Annotated in this window: 16 protein-coding genes; 4 read left to right on the top strand and 12 right to left on the bottom strand. The window is 39.3% G+C overall.

The window, feature by feature from the left end; translation table 11 throughout:
• Positions 1-151 precede the first annotated feature (151 nt).
• Both Q8M41_RS01945 and Q8M41_RS01940 read left to right on the top strand, forming a co-directional pair.
• Entirely contained in the window at positions 152-673 is a 522-nt protein-coding gene (locus Q8M41_RS01945; protein WP_305363556.1) for an HD domain-containing protein, read from the top strand.
• 186 nt (positions 674-859) lie between these two features.
• Positions 860-1729 carry a YitT family protein gene (locus Q8M41_RS01940; RefSeq protein ID WP_305363555.1) on the top strand — a complete coding sequence of 290 codons (870 nt, stop codon included), beginning with the start codon at positions 860-862 and terminating at the stop codon, positions 1727-1729.
• Here Q8M41_RS01940 and Q8M41_RS01935 read toward each other — a convergent pair.
• The 11 genes from Q8M41_RS01935 to Q8M41_RS01885 all read right to left on the bottom strand — a co-directional run bounded on the left by Q8M41_RS01935 (position 1726) and on the right by Q8M41_RS01885 (position 17630).
• The gene (locus Q8M41_RS01935; protein ID WP_305363554.1) at positions 1726-3984 is read right to left on the bottom strand and encodes a PQQ-binding-like beta-propeller repeat protein; all 2259 of its coding nucleotides are present in this window, start codon (positions 3982-3984) and stop codon (positions 1726-1728) included. The two genes, Q8M41_RS01940 and Q8M41_RS01935, sit on opposite strands and share 4 nt — an antisense overlap.
• A gap of 132 nt (positions 3985-4116) precedes the next feature.
• A complete protein-coding gene (locus tag Q8M41_RS01930) occupies positions 4117-5421 on the bottom strand; it encodes an enolase C-terminal domain-like protein (RefSeq protein WP_305363553.1) in 1305 nt (434 codons plus the stop codon).
• Between the two features lie 19 nt (positions 5422-5440).
• Positions 5441-6565 carry a mannonate dehydratase gene (locus tag Q8M41_RS01925; RefSeq protein ID WP_305363552.1) on the bottom strand — a complete coding sequence of 375 codons (1125 nt, stop codon included), beginning with the start codon at positions 6563-6565 and terminating at the stop codon, positions 5441-5443.
• A 37-nt stretch (positions 6566-6602) separates the two neighbouring features.
• Positions 6603-7457 (bottom strand): NAD(P)-dependent oxidoreductase, encoded by an 855-nt coding sequence (locus Q8M41_RS01920; RefSeq protein WP_305363551.1) that lies wholly within the window; start codon positions 7455-7457, stop codon positions 6603-6605.
• Positions 7458-7483: 26 nt separating this feature from the next.
• Positions 7484-8923: a GntP family permease gene (locus Q8M41_RS01915; RefSeq protein WP_305363550.1), complete on the bottom strand. Its 1440-nt coding sequence runs from the start codon at positions 8921-8923 to the stop codon at positions 7484-7486.
• A gap of 15 nt (positions 8924-8938) precedes the next feature.
• On the bottom strand, positions 8939-9706 hold the full coding sequence (locus Q8M41_RS01910; protein WP_305363549.1) for an HpcH/HpaI aldolase/citrate lyase family protein: 768 nt from the start codon (positions 9704-9706) through the stop codon (positions 8939-8941).
• Positions 9707-9776: 70 nt separating this feature from the next.
• Positions 9777-11303, bottom strand: a complete 1527-nt coding sequence (locus Q8M41_RS01905) for a SusD/RagB family nutrient-binding outer membrane lipoprotein (protein WP_305363548.1) — start codon at positions 11301-11303, stop codon at positions 9777-9779.
• A 60-nt stretch (positions 11304-11363) separates the two neighbouring features.
• Positions 11364-14939, bottom strand: a complete 3576-nt coding sequence (locus Q8M41_RS01900) for a SusC/RagA family TonB-linked outer membrane protein (RefSeq protein WP_305363547.1) — start codon at positions 14937-14939, stop codon at positions 11364-11366.
• Between the two features lie 117 nt (positions 14940-15056).
• Positions 15057-16229, bottom strand: a complete 1173-nt coding sequence (locus tag Q8M41_RS01895; protein WP_305363546.1) for a FecR family protein — start codon at positions 16227-16229, stop codon at positions 15057-15059.
• 96 nt (positions 16230-16325) lie between these two features.
• Positions 16326-16877 (bottom strand): RNA polymerase sigma-70 factor, encoded by a 552-nt coding sequence (locus Q8M41_RS01890; protein WP_305363545.1) that lies wholly within the window; start codon positions 16875-16877, stop codon positions 16326-16328.
• 123 nt (positions 16878-17000) lie between these two features.
• Entirely contained in the window at positions 17001-17630 is a 630-nt protein-coding gene (locus Q8M41_RS01885) for an alkaline phosphatase (protein WP_305363544.1), read from the bottom strand.
• A 121-nt stretch (positions 17631-17751) separates the two neighbouring features.
• Here Q8M41_RS01885 and Q8M41_RS01880 point away from each other — a divergent pair, with 121 nt between their 5' ends.
• Together Q8M41_RS01880 and Q8M41_RS01875 are read left to right on the top strand one after the other, a co-directional pair.
• Entirely contained in the window at positions 17752-19182 is a 1431-nt protein-coding gene (locus tag Q8M41_RS01880; RefSeq protein WP_305363543.1) for a sialate O-acetylesterase, read from the top strand.
• 54 nt (positions 19183-19236) lie between these two features.
• Positions 19237-19638 carry a Dabb family protein gene (locus tag Q8M41_RS01875; protein ID WP_305363542.1) on the top strand — a complete coding sequence of 134 codons (402 nt, stop codon included), beginning with the start codon at positions 19237-19239 and terminating at the stop codon, positions 19636-19638.
• 100 nt (positions 19639-19738) lie between these two features.
• On the opposite strand, the gene Q8M41_RS01870 is transcribed toward Q8M41_RS01875, so the two are convergent.
• Positions 19739-20959, bottom strand: coding sequence for a sugar MFS transporter (locus Q8M41_RS01870; RefSeq protein WP_305363541.1), 1221 nt, complete (start codon positions 20957-20959; stop codon positions 19739-19741).
• Positions 20960-21202: the final 243 nt, after the last annotated feature.

Genomic DNA, 21202 nt, shown 5'->3' with positions numbered 1-21202 from the left:
AACATCATCACAACCTTTTAATCAAATAATTGCTCACATAAGACAACTAACTGAGTCCATTTAATTAAACAATTAATATATTAGCTATAACTAATAGTTTATGCAGTTCTTGAATTCAAGAAATTTTATATTTAAAAAATTAACCAGCGAGTTGCCGAAGGGTTTATATTATCATTGTATTTCGCACACTCAGGATGTAGTATCGGTTGCAGGATTTCTGGCAGAGAAGGAAAAAGTAAATCCATATCAAACAAAACTGATCTTAACTGCTGCTTCTTATCATGATTCGGGTTTTTTGTATTGCCATGATGGACATGAAGAAGCCTCTTGCCTGATTGCTAAAGAAAATTTGCCATTATTTAATTATTCCACAGAAGAAATTGAATTGATTTGTGGGATAATACGGGCAACCCGGATTCCACAAAGCCCAAAAACCCCACTTGAACAAATAATTGCAGATGCCGACCTTGATTATCTCGGCCGGGATGATTATTTTACGTTAAGCAATCAACTATTTAAAGAACTGCTGTATTCAGGACTAATTAATGATGATAAAGAATGGCATAGCTTACAGATAAATTTTATAGAAAGTCATAAATATTTTACCAAAACATCAATAAGTCTAAGGGAAGAAAAAAAACAATTAAACTTAAAAAAATTAAAGCTCGGTTGAATAAAGTTGGACATAGATTAAACTTTCTTCCAATTTGGGCTTGCTCTTTTACAAAAAGGTTAAACATATCGGAATGATATTTTGAACTTCATTAAATGGTCAGTTATATAAATTAAATAATAATACCAGAGCTATTTTGCCTTTGTTAGGCCTGAAGAAGGCTTTTCTAATAAAAAAAGTATTCAAATGAAAAACATAATTCAACCGAATGGGCTTAGCGAAATCATATATACCACTATCGGTATACTTTTCTGTGGCTTTGCATTAAAGGGGTTTCTTGTTCCCAATCAATTTTTTGATGGAGGAATTACCGGTATTTCACTTATTATTCACGAAATATACCATGTGAATATTGCTTACATCATCATAGCGGCAAATATCCCATTCATCATTATGGGAGCTTACCTGATCAATCGAAAATTTGCCATTCGAACCCTGATGGCCGTTATTGGATTAGGATTGTGTCTCCTATTCGTTCCTTATCCGCAAATTACATCAGATAAATTACTGGTTTCCATATTCGGTGGGGTTTTTATGGGAATAGGTGTCGGGCTTGCCATTAGGGGTGGCTGTGCCCTTGATGGTGTTGAGATTTTGGCTCTTTATACTATAAAAAAGGTAAGTTTCACAATAAGTGAGATCATCCTAGGAATAAATATCCTGATTTTCCTGATCGCTGCAACAATGCTTGGCCTGCCAACCGCCTTATATTCAATCTTAACATATTATACCGCATCACGAATGACCAGCTTTGTAGTAGAAGGTCTGGAAGAATATACCGGAGTTACCATTATTTCGGGGCAGAGTGAGGCGATTAAAGAACAACTGGTAATGGAGCTGGGCAGAGGTATTACAGTTTATAAGGGTGAACGTGGATTTTTGAAAGAAAGTTTTGAAATAAGTCATCCCGTTGATATTGTCTTCACTGTGGTTACCAGACTTGAATTACGACGCTTGAAGAATTTAGTCCACAGAGTTGATCCCAATGCCTTTGTATTTACCAGTCTGGTCAAAGAAGCTGCAGGCGGAGTATTAAAAAGAAGGGCAGGACACTAATCAGTTCGATTAATCTTATCAGGTAATGCAAAAACCATGACATATCCTCCGGGATTCTCAATATCACCTGCAACCGACACCGCTATGTATTGCCTGCCCGAACTACTATTGCCGTTCAGTCGGGCGGGCTTTTTACCACTCTTATAGGTTGATGCATTCGAAGTTGTACTGCCCGGGATTGGGGTATCCCATATTAATTTTCCGGAATCTTTATCATAAGCCCTAAATCTGAAATCAGTCCCGCCCATATTAGCTCCGATAAACAACAATCCTCCTGCAGTTACAATTGGTCCGGTATTCCCCTCAGAACCCGTTTCAGGCTCTCCTTTTTGCTGCAAATGAGGATAATTACCTAAAGGAATAGACCATGCATACTCACCGGTATTGAGGTTAATTGCATTTAAGGTCGTCCATGGAGGTTTAATTCCATAACGCCCTTCTGAATCACGGAATTTACCATTGGATAGAATATCAAGGTATCTGACGGGGACTTCCAGTTTAAATTTATCCGCATCCTTATTTGCTGATTCACTTTTTGCTATTACTTTCAAAAAATTGATTTCCCTGGCAGACCTTGTTTCTTTATCAAAAAGAAAGGAAATAATCGCTTCCTCTTTGCCGGCAATTATACTTGCAAATGAAGGCATCTTCCCAGATCCTACCCGGATTTTACCTAACACTTCTTCCTCTGTCATTCGGCTTTGAAGGCCAATCAATGATGGATAATCATTATCTCCCTTCTTATCTGCTCCATGACAAGCCTGACAATATATAGAATAAAGAGCTTTCCCCTGGCTAAACGGGGTACCGGATTCATTCTCAGGTTCCATTTTTTTCATGAGGCTCACTCCGGGGGTATTTGTAGCCCTGACATAAATTATCCCGCTTCCCGGATCAAAAGCACCTCCCCCCCAATTTGAGCCACCACTTGTTCCCGGAAGATTGACATTGCCCTTCATAGAAGGTGGAGTGAAAAGACCTTCATATCTTATGGACTTAAATCTTTTCACAAGTTCATCGTTTGATTCCTTCGAATAATTGCTCAAATCATCCAACGAAATATGCTGGCGGGAATAAGGCTTTGGCTTTAATGGAAATGGTTGCGTCGGCCAGGCTTCTTCTCCTGGCACATCTGAAGCTGGTACCGGGCGCTCTTCTATGGGAAATAAGGGTTCACCCGTATCGCGATTAAGCAAATAAAGAAACCCTAATTTGGAGGTCTGAGCCACAGCGTCAATCTTTTTCCCATCATGTATAACGGTAACCAGATTTGGAGGTGCCGGCAGGTCATAGTCCCAAAGGTCATGATGAATGGTTTGATAGTGCCAGATATATTTTCCGGTTTGCGCATCAAGGGCTACGATACTGTTTCCAAATAAGTTCTGGCCTTTTCGGTCCCCCCCGTAAAAATCGTATGAGGGGGATCCCAATGCGAGAAATACCATTCCTCTTTTTTCATCAAGACTCATTCCTGCCCAGTTATTTACGCCACCGGCATATTTCCAGGCTTCTTTTGGCCAGGTTTCATAACCAAATTCACCCGGATGAGGGATAGTATGGAAAGTCCATACCAGTTTACCTGTCCTGATGTTATAAGCCCTTTGATAACCCGGTTCAGCTCCATATAGCTCTGAAACTTTGGTGCCAAGGATATACAGATCTTTATAAACAATTCCTGGAGACGAAGGAACAACGGATATTTTATCAGGATCGCCGCGCATACCTGTATTCAGATTCACTTTACCCTCTTTTCCAAAATCGGAAATTAATTTCCCACTTAAAGCATCCAAAGCAAAAAGATTGCTCCCGGCCGTAAACAGGATTCTTTTATCTGAGCCATCTTCCCAATAACTTACACCCCGGCTAATACCTCCGCCCTGAGCCCCAGAAAAAGGGTCATATGACCATACTTGTTCACCTGTAATCGAGTTGATTGCATAAATTCTGTTCCTGCTTGATGGAATATACATGATTCCGTCAATTATGATCGGATTTGCCTGGCTTCTGGAGGTACGGGCACCGGGCAATGCATCTTTAAAACGGAAAGTCCATGCCAGTTTCAATTGACTGACATTTGTTTTATTGACTTGCTTTAGGGATGAGTAACTGCTGCTTTTTGAGTCTGCTTTATATATGCTCCAGTTAGAGGTTTTCTGATTGGTTATCTGGCAAGCAGAGCAAATAAACAGGAATATAATAAGCCACAAACCAGATTTTGTGCTTATTTTTTGAAATATCAAGGTTTCACTGCGCATACTTTTTCGGAACTCAAATATTAATAAACTCCTTTGTGTGGAAATTCATTTCAATTTAAGTTTAAAAAATTATTGGATGAGGGGAATTTGAAAAAAATATTCTGGATTTAATTTAACGCTGGTTTAAGAGATTCACCATCTGGTGGATTGAAATTTCCAGCCCGGGACTTTCTTCTGCATTTCAATTTCATCATTCCGCTTTTTAAGACCACAATTAATATAATTTTGGTGAAGCCTGGCTAAGGCTACTTTATCCAGTTCCACCCCCAAACCTGGCTCATCCGGTACAGCAACTGAACCATCTGTAAATTTAATCCGACCACCAAGTATAACTTCATCCGATTGCCATGGATAGTGTGTATCTAAGGCATAGGGCATTTTTGGAAGTGCGGCACCTAAATGTACCATTGCGGCAAGAGAAATTCCTAAATGGCTGTTAGAATGCATGGACAAATCCCTGCCAAAGGTTTCACAAATACCCGAAAGCGTCATGGATGCCTTTAAACCGCCCCAAAAATGGTGATCACTCAAAATAATATCTTCTGAATCAACTTTTATACTGGCAGGTATTTCCTCGAATGAGGTTGTACACATATTAGTTGCAAGCGGGGTTGTTAAAACCTTTCTTACCGCGGCCATATTGTACTGACCACGGACAGGGTCCTCAAGGTATTCCAATACCCCTTCAAGTTCTTTACCGCATTGAATTGCCGTATCCAGTGCCCAAACGGCATTAGGATCAAAACGTAATGGAACACCCGGACCAAACTCTTTATAAAGTGCCAGGATTGTATCCACTTCTATTCTGGGTTCAAATACACCTCCTTTTAGTTTGATAGATTTGAAACCAAACTCTTTGCACATTTCTATGGCCTGCAGTACTATTTCTTCAGGATTTATAGCCTGTTTTTGTTTCGCTGCTTCCCATCCTTTGGCATTTGGGTTTAGGTTAAAACCAAACTCCCCTCCGGCACCTTCGTATTTGTAAAAGAGGTATGCTGAAAAGGGTACACTTTCCCGCATTTTACCTCCAAGTAAATCTACAATAGGCCGGCCCAGCACTTTGCCCATGATGTCCATGCAGGCAACTTCAACTGAACTGAAAATATGTACCAGTTTTCGCTGATCCCATGGAGTTTCTCCTCTTGCTAAAGGAGATTCGGAACCAAACCGTTCTGATAATACCGTCCTGATTTGATTCAGCTGGAATACATCCTGCCCGATCAGCAGCTCCTTTGCTTCATAAAGTGCCTGCTCGATATCACTGGTTCCCGGTATTTCGCTAATACCTGAAATCTGATCATCCGTTATAATTTCCAATATAATTCTAAGGGCATAGGGGGCATGCAGACCTGCCGCATTTAGTAATGGCGGGTCAACAATTGCAATCGGTGTAATAAGGATATCCTTTATTCTGGGCCCCCTTTGTTTGAGCATATTGTTATGTTATATTAAATTAGCTTGCAGTTTCTGCCTCTTCAGTTACAGCCTGGATTAATCCCTTAATATATCCATAGCAAAATGCAAATGACTGCCAGCTGGCTACAGGATCTTTGTGGTAAGGTACGTGGTCAGGCATAACCATCCCATCAAAACCTACTTCACGTAATTCGCGAACAACCTGAAGGAAATTCATATCTCCATTATCAGGATAAACTTCCTGGAAATTACCCCAACCACCCTTGATGTTTCTCAGGTGAATATTAAATATCTGATTCCGTTCACCGGCCCATCTGATGATCGGAATAATATCATTTTTTGGATCTTTTAAGCCTTCCGCAATTGAACCTATACAGAAGTTAAAGCCATGGTACTTGCTGTCATAAAGTTGTGCAAATCGCTTAATGCCCTCAAATACATCCGGACTGTTCCAGCGAGTGATTCCTCTGTAGCCAACAGGAGTAGGAGGATCAGCAATATGGTTAGCCAGTTTTACATTATATTCTTTTGCTACAGGCAGAGTTCTGTCTAATAAATAGGTGATCCGTTCGAACATCTCATCTATGTTAACATCCCCGGCGATTGTTTTTGGATCATTCCTTTTCAATGCTTCAGCCAGATTCCAGGTGCTGTACTCTGCATTACCCCGTTTCGGATCCAGTGTTTTTCCGGTTCTAAGTACCGGTAAGATCGTAGTATTATAATTTAATACCTTGATACCTGTTTTTCCTGATACCATGATCATTTGATTGAGCATGTCGATTTCACGGTCTCTTTGCGGACTTTTACCAAGCATTACATTGGGAAAGAGTACTTTATCAATACCTGCTGAAGATAGTGGCCAGTGGTATGCATCTAAACTAATACCATATTTTTCACAGGCTTCGCGCTTTTTAAGTGAATCCTCCAGATCCCAACCTACACCGGGAATATATTTAGGTGATCCTCCATCTATATTATAGACTCCACAGCGTCCTTTCAATTGCAGATTCTCTTCTGTTGTTCCACCCGACTGGCAGCCAACTTTCATTAATACCTTTTTAGGTTTTGGTTTTACTTCTGCCATTGATTCCAATGGAGACAATACGGATGCACCTATGGATCCGGCAGCAATTGTTTTAACAAAATTTCTACGTTGCATAATTTTAATTTTATTAAGTACGGTTAAACAAAATGATTTATTTTTCTTCCTGTAGCAGATAAAGAGAACTGTGATCCAGCTCTCCATGACCCTCATTAACCAGCTGATTCATTAATCCGGCTACTAATTCTGTTGCTTTTAAAGAAATCTGGTGATTGGCTCCGGTTTGAAGCGCTATTCCCATATCTTTCTTATGTAATTTTACTTTGAATCCGGGAACAAAATTCCCGTCTATCATGCGTTTGCCATGTAAGTCTAAAATACGGCTTTGTGCAAATCCTCCCAAAAGCACCTCTCTCATCTTTTCGAGATTAACCCCAGCTTTCTTTGCCATTGAAAATGCCTCAGCCACTGCCTGTATTGTAATACCAACAATCATTTGATTGCAGGCCTTAGTAACCTGACCAGCACCGGCATCTCCAATTAAGATGATATTTTTACCCATAGCCTGGAAAACCGGTAAAGCCCTGTTGAAGGCTTCCTCAGATCCTCCTGCCATGATTGACAAAGTACCCGCTTCAGCACCGACCTGCCCACCCGAAACAGGGGCATCCAGCGCTGCAACTCCTTTTTCCTTCAGACTATTAAAAATTTCCATAGTCACAAGCGGTGAAATGGTAGACATATCTATAAAAAGAGAGCCCTTTTTGAATCCGGGAAGAATTTCTGAAACAACCTGTTTTACTTCAGGTGAATCAGGTAACATTGTGATAATGATATCCGAATTTGCCGAAAGATCTGCAATACTATCAAAAAGCTTTGCCCCGGCGAACTGAACAGCCCCTGATGAACTGCTCTTACTCAAAACATTTACCTCAAAACCGGCTTTTAATAAATTTAATACCATGGGTTTTCCCATGATACCCAAACCGATAAATCCTATTTTTTCCATTATTTATTAATTACAATTTAAAATTATTAAACCAGTGGAAATAATTTTGCCCCTATCATAATGACGATAAGACCTGTAAAACCCATAACTACTAACAAAGGTGAGATGGTCTTAAGCGCTTCCTTTTCTGTCAGGTTACTTAATTTACAAATTATCCAGAATCCGGCATCATTCATCCATGGTACAAGTTTAGAGCCACAACCGATGGCCAAACCCAAATAAACGGGATGGAAATCCAGGTTGGCATTCAATGCCATTCCGGATAATATTCCTGATGCGGTAATCAATGCAACAGTTGCTGATCCCTGGGCTGTTCGAACAACTGCTGCGATTAGAAAGGCCAAAGGAATTAAGGCCATCTGGTAATCCTGAGTCATTACAGCAATCTGAGAACTGATACCGGTTTGCTGAAGCATGCCACCAAATGCACCACCTGCGGAGGTGATCAATATAATGCTACCTCCACTTGTTAAGGCAGTACCTACAAAGGATGAAAGTCCTTCCTTAGAATGCTTCTTTCGACTGGCAAGAACCAGGATAGCCGCAACACCACCTAATATTATTGCTGTGTTTTTATTTCCTAAAAAAGCAGAAATACCAATAAGATTTTGAATCAATGGTGACAAGGTACTGCTATCAGCAGGTTTCATGGCGTTTACAACGGTGTCAATACAGATTAAAATAAGTGGAATAAGTATTGGAAGCAAAGAAATACCCAGGCCCGGAAGGTGCTTGGTATCAAGAATTGCAGAAGCCTTTATATCCTCGATCTTGGCATCCAAAGTATCTCTTAACTCAATAGGTCGTTTTTTATTTATCCAAACTGAGAAAAAATAACCTGAGGTGATAGTGAAGAGCCCAACAATTGTTCCCGCGACCATCATCAAACCAATTGGAATATTCATCTCACCGATCAAAAATAATGGCCCCGGTGCTGGTGGAACTAATGAATTCGCCATTGCGGCTCCTGCCATTACGCACATAACCAATAATAAATAATTCTTACCGATGCGTAAGGCCATTGCTTTTACCAAAGGAATCATTAAGAAAATGACTGTATCAAAAAACACAGGAATACCAATAAAAAAGCTGCTAACCAAAAATGCCACCGGAGCCTTATCCATACCAGTTAAGTATAGGATAGATCTTATAATCCGTTCAGCTGCACCACTTTCCAACAAACATTTTCCTATTATAGCGGCCATAGCTATTAATATTCCAATCTTTGTTGCTGTATTCCCAAATTCAGTAGCTACCCGTTCACCAACATTTTTCTTTGAAAGAGCCAGGGCAGCATCAGCTGACATTCCCTTCTCAAGTCCAAAATTTTGAATAAAATCAGCCGGTGTAAGTAAAGCAACAATGAAAGCAGCAAATAATAATGCCAGGAAGGGGTGGAGCTTTAAACCAATTATTCCGCCTACGACTATTACAACGCCAATTAACAATAAAACAAAAGGATCCATAATTTCAATTTTAATTTACGGGTTTCTAAATTTTGACATTTTGCCAGCCATAGTCCGGGCTCCTTCGGCAACAAATGTGGCATCGGCTCCACATGCCAGGAAACGAATTCCTAAATTATGATAGCGTTGATAATCGTCAGGATTAAAAAATAAAATGCCCACTGCTTTATTGGCTTTTTTTGCCGCAGCAACTATTTTATTAAGTGCTTCAACAAATACAGGATGATCAAACTGACCGAAGATGCCTAACTCCATAGAAAGATCGGCGGGGCCAATAAATAAAACATCTACACCTTCGATAGCCGCTACTTCATCAAGATGGCTCAACACCTCAATAGTCTCAATTTGAACTACTCCCAATATCTGATCTCTTGACTTTTGATAATAGTCGTTGAAATTTTGGGCAAATTGAGTCGCCCGAACCATTTTTGCGACCCCTCTGTTTCCAAAAGGGGGATAATGCAGACCCTTTACGACCTTCAAAGCCTCTTCAGCATTGCGAACTTTCGGACACATCACGCCTTCTGCACCCATATCCAGAACCCGGTGAATTCGTTGGGGTTCTGTACTTTCGGCACGTACTATAACTCCAGCTGAGGTATGTTCCAAGGCTTGTATCTGTGAAAGAGTAGTGCTTTCTGAACCTGCACCATGCTCCAGATCAATCAAAACCCAATCAAAACCGGAAAGGCCGACTATTTCAGCAGTGACAGCACTGCCAAGATTTAACCAACAACCATTCAGGGTTTCCCCATTTAATAATCTCTGTTTTAAATTCTTCATGTTAAATCTGACAGTGCTGTTTGTATTTAAAATTCATTTATTTGCTTTCCATCTGGTACATGAAATATAATTATTTTTTATCCCACCAAACACGGGTATCCATAATATCAGCACCTTGTCTTGCTATGGCTGCCTGAACGTTCGTTTTATTCACATTCAGTTCAGCGTCAGTATAGGTTAGTCTACGGATAAATGGTTCTGTCTTAAGATCTTTACCAGGATAAGGATTTGGTGTCAGATTTGGAAAACCACTTCTTCTGAAATTAGCCCAGGCTTCTGGTCCAATCAGGAAATTTGCCACCCAATATTGCGTGTTAATTTCCTCCAGTTCTTTTCCGGCTGTTAATGGATTAGCAGATACGAATGTATTAATCGATGCATCTGCAATTGCTGAACTAGTTCCATAGCTGGCAAATTGCTGCATATGAGCCCGAATACCATTGGAATAGAACGTGCTGGGAGTTCCGGTAGTCCAATTCCTGAATGAGGCTTCTGCCAACAGGAATTGGGTTTGGGCATAAGTAACCAGGAAGCTGGGTGCATTCAAGCCGGCTACACGAGTACGGTCCAACTGACTGAAATCCCATAAACTTGCTAATCCATTCGCCGTAACTGCCGGACCAATGGTTGTATTATCAAAACCCAATGGTGCCCCAACCTGAACAGCCGCGGTACGGTTAGCCCTTGTTTCAACCTGCTGGGCACCGCTGGAAGCACCGACATAACGCACCGCAATAGCTGGTAAACGCGGATCATTCGCATTTTTTAGATGAGTTACAAAATCTGCAGCAAGGTAAAAGAATGCAGACTGACCCCCATTCAATTGTGACCCAACAGGGTTTGCAAAGGATGCATTATGTCTGATAATTGCATTATCTGCATTAGATTGCATTAGTCCACCGGTAACTGCTTTACCAACAGCTTCCGCAGCTTTGGCGGGGTTTATTTTTGATAATCGCATCCCGGCACGTAAAAGTAAAGAATAGCCAAATCTTTTCCATTTGACTATGTCTCCATCATACAACACATCTGTAGTAACCCTTGCTTTCGCAGCATCCAAACCTGCAGAAGCAGTTTCCAATTCTGTTAAAATAGAGGTATAGATTGATTCCTGAGAATCGTAAGCAGGTGTTGATATGCCCTCCAGGTAATTTTTACCAGCCTGATTGTAAGGAACATCTCCATAGGTATCGGTCAAAAGCATAAAAGTATATGCCTTCCAGATTCTGGCCATATTATACAGGTTAGAACGGGCGGGAAGATCCTTGGTTTTTACAATTACATCGGTTAATTCTTTAACATTTGTTTGATAAAGAGTATTCCAATTTCCTGCTGCAACGCCGCGGTTATCCTGATTGAAATTTGCTGCAGAACCCTGACCACTGAATGGTGTGATCATTTGCTTTACAATTGTAGTTTCATAACTTAAATTTCCATATCCTGGAGCAGTATTAATAATGGCGGAATTTAATTGATAAGAAGGCTCCACTGATGTTAAAGCAATGGGGTTAACGTTCATTTCATCAAAACCTTTATCACAGCTTATCAGTCCGAAAAGAACCAGAAACATAGCTGAAATTCTTAGTTTATTTTTCATCTTAATGTTTTTTAGTATTCAATTTATCTAAAATAATCTCGTGTAGAATGTTTGGATTCCTTAAAACTTAACGTTAAGGTTGAATCCTATGCTTCTAGTAATAGGCAGTCCGGTTGCTTCCAATCCAACCAAATTATCGGATGGCAAACCGGATTGTTCAGGGTGGATATTATCAACCCATTTTTTTATTGCCCATACATTGTTCGCAACTCCATTCAAACGCAATCCTTTGATAAATGAAAGTCTGGCAGGTATAAATTTGGTAAAATCATAGCCAAGTGTAATTTGACGTAATTGCCATAGCCCGGCATTATAAACAAACTGTTCTGCAATATTTTGCGAACGAACAGTTTCATAATATGCCTGCAGGCCTGATTTAGTCGCATTGACCTGGCCATTTTGATTAACACCATTACCAAGAACTAAATTCTCTGCACGCCCAACTAAGGTTGCTTTGTGTAAACCATGACGCCATGCATTATGGTTAGTTCCGGAAATCAATTTATGACCCAACTTGAAATCGACAAGGAAAGACATTTCAACACCTTTTACAGAAATACTATTTGAAATACCACCAACCCAAACAGGAATGGCGGATCCAAAGGCAATTTGTGTTGGGGTACGAAGCGGGCGACCATTTCCAGCATCAAATACTTGTCTGCCCTGTGCATCTCTTAAATACCCAAACCCATACAATTGACCCATCGCCTGACCAACAACCTGACGAAGTTCTCCGGTAAAGTCAGCAGTACCAACTGTGATCATATTATCGCTAACACCACTTCCCAGATTCAATACTTCTGTTTTGTTGTATGATGTATTGAAAGCAAGATTCCAGTAAACACTTTGAGTCCTGATTGGATTTAAAGTAAGCAACATTTCAACCCCCTGATTCCTACTTTGTCCAACATTAATCAATTGGTTTAAATAACCACCTGCATTAGAAGTTTGTGCTCTTAAAATCTGATCTGATGATAGCTTATTGTAATAGGTGAAATCTAAACCAATCAGATTATCCAGTACTTTCAATTCTAAACCAAATTCCTTTTCGGATACCCTCATAGGGCGCAGATCTGCATTTGGAACAGTTGAACCACTAATACTTCCTAAGGGTTGAGCTGCACCACTTGGAGAAGGAAATTGCTGTGCGCCTATTCCATAAAATAAATTATTAGCATAAGGGCTAATATCTGTATCACTACCAACTTCTGCGTAAGCTGCCCTGATTTTACCAAAGTTCAGCCATTTAGGCAAAGCCGAAGCAAATGCCTGAGAGAACACAAAACTACCTGTTACTGAAGGGTATAAGATACTCCTGTTAGCCGGTGATAAGGTTGAGAACCAGTCGTTGCGAACCGTACCATTTAAGAACAAGAAGTCCTTGTATGAAAGCTCAGCCGAACCATAAAATGAATTTACCTCTCGCTCTGAATAATCATAAATTGCATCTCTCTGGCGACTATTTCCGATTGTGTACAGACCTCTTGTATAAAAGTCCTGAACAAAAACATTATGACGACTGATCTTGCGATTCATTTGATTTCCACCGACATTCAGGCTTGCACCAAAATCGCCGAAGGTTTTATTTGCACCTACTAAGAAATCAGCGTTCAATTCTCTGACTGAACGGGCATCCTGAACAAATTGCCCATTCACAAAACCTGCCGGAGCTGCTGGCTGTCTTTGGGTACCTGTTGGCAGATTGTAATCCTGTTCCCTGGAATAAAAATCCTGACCAATTCTACCTTGTACGAATAACCAGTCATTGATATTGTATTTTGCAGTAATATTACCGAAAACACGGTCGTTATTGATGTTATCAAAACGCTTCAGAGCAAAATATGGATTCGTCCTGTTCGTAAATCTTGACCATACATTCTCATTTCCGTTCGCATCTTCAGCATATTGTTCTAATATGGAAAGAGGCATTGAGGTTGCCAGAGTAAAAATTGTTACCGGACTAAAATCCTGTTCGGCAATGTTAGGCGGATTCTTACGATACTCCTTAGAGTAGTTTATATTTCCCGAAACCGTTAATTTCTTTGCCAGATTCTGGGTAAAACCTAAGTTTATTGTATTTCGATCATAACCTGAATTTGGCAGGATGGTATTGCTTTTCATATTTGAAACCGAAATATTTAATCCGCCATTTGCACCACCTGAGGCTAAGCTGATTGTATTAGACAGATTACTTCCGGTTCTGTAATATTTATCGATAACACTGCCCTGGTACTCATAAGGCACTGTTATATTATTAAACAGGGTATGGGTCATGCCTGGTTGAAACTTCTCTCCAAAGCTCCACACACCCGAAGTAGGAAAAGCAGTTGTTGGTCTGACTCCATTCTCTCCCTGACCATATTCGCTCTGATAGTCGGTATAATCCAAAGGCTGATCTGTTGTATAATTCGAATTATATGACAGGGTTACACCATCGGCACCTTTATTTTTTGTAGTAATCATAATTACTCCATCCTTGGCTCTTGAACCATAAAGAGCTGAAGCCGCAGCACCTTTCAATACCGTCATACTTTCGATATCGTCCGGATTGATACTGCCCAAGCCATCTCCACCATCTGAAGTACGATTACTGCCTCTTTGGGATACATCCCCTCTTGCAGCATAATTGGTATTATCTATCGGAACACCATTCACTACAATCAATGGTGAATTGTTTCCACCGAATGAAGATTGCCCCCTGATCCTAATCTTACTTGTTCCTGCAGGGCCTGTTCCCATTGGCGTGATATTCACACCGGCAACTTTCCCCTGTAGCGCATTCATGAAATTGGTGGTTCTGTTAACGGTCAGCTCTTCTGCCGAAACATTTGTAGTTGCATAACCTAAACTTTTCGATTGTCTTTTGATACCTAAGGCTGTAACAACAACCTCATTCAGAGCAGTATTAGCTGTTTCCAGTTTTACATTTATGGAAGTACGCTGATTCACAGCAACTTCCTGGCTTGTAAAGCCTATAAAAGAAAACACGAGAATGCCGGTACCATCAGGAATAGTGATTGAAAATTTACCCTCCAGATCTGTACTTGCACCTATGGCAGTGCCCTTTAGCTTAATGCTTACACCAGGAAGGGTTTCACCCTTTGAATCAGTAACAGTACCCTTAACAACTATATCCTTCTGTAAGTTAACTTCTTCGGAAACAGCAAATAAGTTCTGATTTTGTTTCAATTCAATTGGGGGAAAAGTCTTTTTAGAAACGAGTATTGTTTTATTCTTAATACTGAAATCAAGAGGCTGATCTTTAAAAACATTAATCAAAACCTTGGAAAGGTCTTCATTTGATGCATTAATTGTAACAGGCTTTGCTAAAGCAAATAACTCCTCCTGAAAAAAGAAGCCATAACCGGTTTGCTTTTTTATTACCGTAAATATAGTTTCAAGGGAGACATTTTCACCGCTATAGGTAACCTTCTGTGAAAATCCTTCAGCACTTGCGTTTAATATTAAAACAACAAGGAGTATGAATGTCAGCTTCATAACACGGAGTATTTTATTGAAAATAACCCATTGTGAATTAGCATATGTTAAGAATTGAATTCCACTTTTTATCTCTGGCTTTGAGTCTAAACTTGAGTTATAACCCGCATAGCCTTCACTTTTAGAAAATAAATTCATAAATTTGATTGGTTTGGTGATCAGAAATTGAAGCAATAAAATTATTTGAAGCCCAAACTCTTACCAGGAGCGGGCCAACGCTTCTGGTTTTTTGTTTAGCCTCATATATGTAAGATATTAAGGCATAACAATAACCTCCTTTCCATCTAAACTAAAATGGATATTACTTTTTTCAAGAATCTCTAAAACTTCTAAGAGAGTCAAACTGTTCGAAATCGCACCTGAAAAATGTTGTTCCGGTAAATTAGCTTCATACCTGGCTGTTACACCATACCATCTTCCAAGTTGTCGCATAACCGTTTCTATATCTGCCCTTTTGAAATAAAAATACCCTTCCTTCCATGCTATTTCAGCCTGGGTATCAATTCGCTTGATCTGAATACTTTGATCCACATTCGATTGTTCACCAGGCTTTAGAAGTTTGGAATCATTTGTTTTTAAATCAATTACCCGGATCTCACCCTCAAATAAGGTTGTTTTGATCGACTTCTCATCGGAGTAAGCATTGATGTTAAATTGGGTGCCCAGGACCTCCACGGTTTGAATCCCGGAACGGACTGAAAACTTCCTTTTAAAATCTTTTGATACTTCAAAATAAGCTTCTCCTTTTAATTCAACTTCGCGATTATCCTCCGAAAAAAAGATTGGGAAACGTAAAGAAGAAGAAGAATTCAACCAAACTTTAGTTCCATCGGCAAGATTCAATTGATATTTACCACCAACAGGGGTCTCAATCGTATTGTAAACAGGTTCCGCTTTATCTGTAGCAGCTATGGTATTACTTTCTTGTTTTGAAAATGTATACTCGATAATACCATCTGAATTCTTATGAACTTTTATACCCCCCTGATTAACCAATATTCCATTCTCGGACTCATCCAGTTCAATCTTCCGTCCATCAGCCAATGTGAGTATTGCCCTGCTTCCACCCGGCAGAATATCATTCGACTTTACGTTTGCAATGATTTTATCTGTACTTTCTTTTTGAACCCTGTCTGTATAAAAATAAGCACTAAGTATGACGATTGCCACAAACAATAGAGGTACACCTAATCTGCTAAGCTTGCTTTTAAAATTAAAGCGTGGATTGGTATCAATTTCATCATGCTCAATTATTTTGGCATAGATCATCGACTTCAGTTCATTTTCTGATTGCGAACTATTTAATTCCCATTCAGATTCAAGACTACTCTCTCTCCAATACCATTGAAGCAATCTTTCCTCTTCCTCCTTAGAGGCCGTGTCATTCAGGTATTTTTCGACTAGTTCCCGGACTTCCTCCTTTTGCATAGCTTAAAATTTGGGCATATTAATTACAAAGTACCACAACGTACCTCTGTACCCTTGCTCCTGCTATAAATAATTTGAGAAAATTTAGTGATTGACCTAGAAAAGGTTTAGTGAATTCTTCAGGCTAAGGCGGAGAGCCTTTAGTCCTTTGGTTAAATGGCCTTCAACTGTTTTTTCTGAAATTCCTAATTCCATTGAGATCTCGGAAATGCTGAGGCCGGCATTTCTACTGAATCTAAAAACCAGTTTGCACTTTTCAGGAAGCTTTTCAATCAGCTTATTAATGTAATCCTGTGTAAATCTGGCATCAATCAGTTCTTCACTCAGCGTAGAGGATTCATCCAAACAATTTGAAGATTCAATTTCCAGCCTTCTTTTTTGCCTGTAAATAAACTTGAACATTGACAATCTAACGGAAGTAGCGAGATAACTATTTAAACAGGAAATATCGAGATCTAATCTTCTGGACCATATCCCGATGAAAATATCCTGAACGATCTCCTGAGAAACAGATTTATCCTTGCTTATATTGTATGCAATTGAAAGTAACCTCTTCCAGTATCTGTTATAGATCTCTGAAAAAGCCTCCTCATTGCCAAACCTCAGTAAAGCAAGTAATTCACTATCCGATTTAGTGTGATAATTCAATTCTATCTAACATTAGTAAACCTAATATATGAATATTTCAATTAATCAAATTCGAATAAACTATTTTTTTAAAGGGTCATTGTCCACATTATTTCAATTTGTGGAATAAAATTAAATACCTTACTATTTATTGAAAGCCCCTTTAACCGGCCTTCCAATCCAAGCTTGTGGTACTTTCAACTTTAACAGTTTAGCAATAGTTGCCGCTGTATCGAATGTCATGATGCTTTCTGTTAATTCCCTATTTCTCTGAATCCCCGGACCTCTCATGATCCAGGGGATTTGCATTTCATTCATTGAGATCAGGCCATGACCCTTGTTCACACCGCCATGATCAGCCGTAAATAATACGACAGTATTCTTCTCTATTCCCGCTTCTTTTATACTTTTCAAAATAGTTCCAATATGGGTATCGGTACGCTCAACGGCTGCATAATATTCAGGTGTCCCATGTCCGACATTATGACCAACACTATCTACATCATGGAGATGAACAAACAAAAAATTGGGCTTCTTTTCTATGATATATTTTGATGCACTTGAAGAAGGCAGGACAGTCCTCGCCTGTAAGCTCCAGGAACCTTCTTTCATCATAGTTCTGAGATAAGGCACCTTTGCATTTTCAAAGGCATAGGCACCAAATCCATCAGAGCCAATTAATATGACATGCTTTATTTTCTGCGAAAAAACCACTGCTGGAGTCAGAGCAAAAAGAAACAATAATAATATTAGCTTCCCTAATTCATTCTTCATTTTTTCTATATTTTGAATAACAAAATCACAAATTAGTCTTAAAGAACAAAATCTAATTTTACAATCGGCGAAAACAATTATATTTAAATTAAAAAACAGGCTTTCAGGAAAATCAACCCTTATGATTCATACTTCATTTATGACAAAACGAATTCAGCTCCTGCTGCTGATATGTTTTACTTCGATATCAGTCGTGGCGAATATCCGATTACCAAATATTATCGGATCACATATGGTTTTGCAGCAAAAATCGACTGTTAAGCTTTGGGGCTGGGCTGCACCTGGTGAGAAAATAGTTATTAAGACAGGCTGGGATAATGCTAGCTACCAAACTCAGGCCACCAATGATGCAAAATGGATGACAGAAATTAAAACACCTGAAGCTGGTGGTTCTTATTCGATTACACTTCAGGGAAATAATACCATTGAACTTGAGGATGTCTTAATTGGAGAAGTATGGGTCTGTGGCGGCCAAAGCAATATGGAATGGTCGGGCACTCAAAAATTACCACAAAGCCTGGAAGAAGCCCCAAATGCCCGAAATAATAAAATCAGACTATTTTACGTAAGTAAATCGACTTCAGCATTCCCACAGGATAATATGGACGGGAAATGGGTGGTTTGTTCACCTGAAGAAATGATTAAATTCAGTGCAATTGGTTATTTTTTCGGTAAAAACCTGAATGAAAAAATGAATACCCCGATCGGATTAATCAATTCAAATTGGGGAGGAACTCCCGCAGAAACCTGGACTCCGGAATATGTGGTCAATAATAACAGCATCATTAAAAAGGGTGCCGCTGAACTAAAATCCCAACCCGGTTGGCCCCATCAAACTGCATTGGCTTATAATGCGATGATCTTTCCCTTAACAAATTACACCATTGCGGGTGCAATCTGGTATCAGGGCGAAAGCAATGTCAGAACATATTATGCCTATGAGAAATTATTCACAGGTATGATTGATTCATGGCGTCAGCAATGGAATAAAAATTTTCCCTTCTATTTTGTACAAATAGCCCCATTCACCTACGGATTCCATAATGTTGGTGCTTTACTCCGGGAAACGCAAACCAGAGCTGCAAGTCATCCCAATACAGGAATGGTGGTCATAACTGACCTAATTCCCGATACAAGCAACATACATCCTACACCGAAAAAGGAGGTTGCTAAACGCTTATCTGATATGGCTCTGAACAAAACTTATGGTTACAGGGAAATTAGCTTTGAAAGCCCTGTTTATCTTAGTCATATTGTTGAAAAGGATAAAATTAAAGTTCAATTCACAAATGTATCAAACGGTTTGATTGCTACAGGAGAACAGATTACAAATTTTGAAATTGCTGGAGATGATAAAAATTTTTTACCTGCGCAGGCAAAAATTGACGGAAATACCATAGTAGTTTATAATAAAAAAATAAAAAACCCGGTAGCAGTTCGATTTGCCTTTAATAATACAGCCATTCCCAATTTGTTTAATAAAGAAGGATTACCTGTCAATTTATTCAGAACAGATAATTGGGAAATGGATACTAGCGCTGTTAAAAAATAAATTAATTTCAGAGAAAAAATATTAACACTTTAGAAAAATTTCTAAACTCCCATTATGAACAACAAATCCAGCAGAAGAAAATTCATCAGCACGGCGGTAATTCTTACCGCGGGCAGTGCAACAACGGCCGAAACTTTATCTATGAAAACTAAGAACAATCAAATTGCACATCAGGTATATTTCTGGCTAAAAAATCCGGAAGACCGCCAAAAACTAATTGACGGAGTAAATACGCTTAAAAAAATTAAGACGGTCCGCCAAATACACATAGGTATAGTAGCCGGAACAGAAAAAAGAGAGGTAATAGATACCACTTGGGGAGTATCATTGCTATTATTCTTTGATGATATTGCAGGGGAGGCAAGCTATCAAACAGATCCAATACACCTGGATTTTGTAAAAAACTATAGTAATTTATGGAATAAGGTTGTTATTTATGATGCAGAAATGGTATAAATTCTAAGGAAATCAAGCTATCGGGTCTGACTTCAGGATATATTTTCAAAAGAGCATTAATATAATTGAAGAAGGGGCAAAAGCCCCCTCTTCAATTATATCAGACCGCCGGATTCAGGTCTTTTTGCTTTTTCATATAGAAATAAAGACCAAGAAATGCGACAATTAGTATAGCAGGGAAAATCAGCATGTTTGATAATGTAGCCTGACCAGCGGCTAAATCTGCTGCATCTCCGGCCAGGCCTTGAGATACTGCAACGATTTTATTGTCCTGAATCCATCCTCCAATGATTGGTTGAAACATTGATGAAGAAAACATTCCAATACCACCCATGATTGAAAGTCCAAGTGCTCCGGTTTGAGGCATATTTTCTGCAATAAAGCCAATCATGTTTGGCCAGAAATAACAAATTCCAAGAGCGTAAAAAACAGCGGCTACGTACAGCATAGTACCATCCATTGTACTCATCATGTAAATACCAAGTACACCAAAAACGGCAGAACCCAAAAGAACTCCTACCGTGTTTAATTGCTTGATCAGCGAGCCTGCAAAATACCTGCCAACAGCCATTAAACCAGTTACCAGTGCTAAAATAAGCATTGGACTTGCACCTGCCTTTGCCAGAATAGGGCCAACCCATTGCTGTGGACCAAACTCAGATATTGCGGTTAATGCCATACAAGCAGCCATGAAGAGGTACAATGGGTTTAACATCGCTTTAAAGTTATCCAAAGTTGAATTTTCGACGATTCTGGGTTTTGGGAAATTTTGACCAAAGAATAAAACAGCATAAATAATGGTTGGAATCAGAATTATCCAAATTTGAGACTGCCAGCTCATGTTAGCATCGGTCATGAATTTAGAAATCAAGGCTCCTAAAACTATTCCTCCGGGGAACCACATATGAAAACGATTCATTTTACGGCTAAAATTTAAGCCGGAATAAGAATCAGCAATCATTGGATTACAAGCTGCTTCGGTACAGCCATTACCTAAACCAATTAAAAGCGTAGAAATCAATAGTGTGTCATATCCGGTAGCATAAATTGTTAATATTATACCAATTGCATGGGCTAACAATGCAATTTGCATAATCAATTTTGGGCCAATGCTGGAGTAAAAAATACCTCCCAGAATCATGGAAATCGGGAAACCCAAAAACCACATTTGATTAATGTGACCTAACTGAACCGGGTCCAGATTCAATTCAGTACCCAGCTGGTTTAAGATTCCCGCCCGAATACTAAACGAAAAGGCCGTAGTAATCAGTGCAAAACAACTCGCCAGAAAAAGGCGGTTTGCATTAATAGTTTGACTCATAGCAGTTTTAATTTTTAAAGGTTTAATATTTAGGTTGATTTCAAAACATTAAATTAAAGTAGATAAAATAATATGAAATTAAAAACCTAATTAACTGAGTTTGATATAAAGAAGGTTAAAAGATAGGCCTGTAATTATCCAGATAAAAGCTCTGGAACCACAATAATATGATTTTGGAAACCAATACCTGTGTGTTATAGGGTAGTTCAGCCCTTTCCTCCGGAGTATTTCCGGCAAGAAATC

Origin of the sequence: Daejeonella sp., assembly GCF_030684675.1 — a bacterium.
Taxonomy (GTDB): Bacteria; Bacteroidota; Bacteroidia; order Sphingobacteriales; family Sphingobacteriaceae; genus Daejeonella.
This window is presented reverse-complemented; position numbering and strand designations above follow the sequence as displayed.

Coding starts and splice junctions, on each gene's coding strand:
- Q8M41_RS01895 (WP_305363546.1), bottom strand. CDS start 16,229: ATGCAAAAGGAGGAAGTCCGGGAACTAGTCGAAAAATACCTGAATGAC.
- Q8M41_RS01935 (WP_305363554.1), bottom strand. CDS start 3,984: ATGCGCAGTGAAACCTTGATATTTCAAAAAATAAGCACAAAATCTGGT.
- Q8M41_RS01875 (WP_305363542.1), top strand. CDS start 19,237: ATGAACAACAAATCCAGCAGAAGAAAATTCATCAGCACGGCGGTAATT.
- Q8M41_RS01940 (WP_305363555.1), top strand. CDS start 860: ATGAAAAACATAATTCAACCGAATGGGCTTAGCGAAATCATATATACC.
- Q8M41_RS01920 (WP_305363551.1), bottom strand. CDS start 7,457: ATGGAAAAAATAGGATTTATCGGTTTGGGTATCATGGGAAAACCCATG.
- Q8M41_RS01885 (WP_305363544.1), bottom strand. CDS start 17,630: ATGAAGAATGAATTAGGGAAGCTAATATTATTATTGTTTCTTTTTGCT.
- Q8M41_RS01880 (WP_305363543.1), top strand. CDS start 17,752: ATGATTCATACTTCATTTATGACAAAACGAATTCAGCTCCTGCTGCTG.
- Q8M41_RS01910 (WP_305363549.1), bottom strand. CDS start 9,706: ATGAAGAATTTAAAACAGAGATTATTAAATGGGGAAACCCTGAATGGT.
- Q8M41_RS01925 (WP_305363552.1), bottom strand. CDS start 6,565: ATGCAACGTAGAAATTTTGTTAAAACAATTGCTGCCGGATCCATAGGT.
- Q8M41_RS01930 (WP_305363553.1), bottom strand. CDS start 5,421: ATGCTCAAACAAAGGGGGCCCAGAATAAAGGATATCCTTATTACACCG.
- Q8M41_RS01870 (WP_305363541.1), bottom strand. CDS start 20,959: ATGAGTCAAACTATTAATGCAAACCGCCTTTTTCTGGCGAGTTGTTTT.
- Q8M41_RS01915 (WP_305363550.1), bottom strand. CDS start 8,923: ATGGATCCTTTTGTTTTATTGTTAATTGGCGTTGTAATAGTCGTAGGC.
- Q8M41_RS01905 (WP_305363548.1), bottom strand. CDS start 11,303: ATGAAAAATAAACTAAGAATTTCAGCTATGTTTCTGGTTCTTTTCGGA.
- Q8M41_RS01900 (WP_305363547.1), bottom strand. CDS start 14,939: ATGAATTTATTTTCTAAAAGTGAAGGCTATGCGGGTTATAACTCAAGT.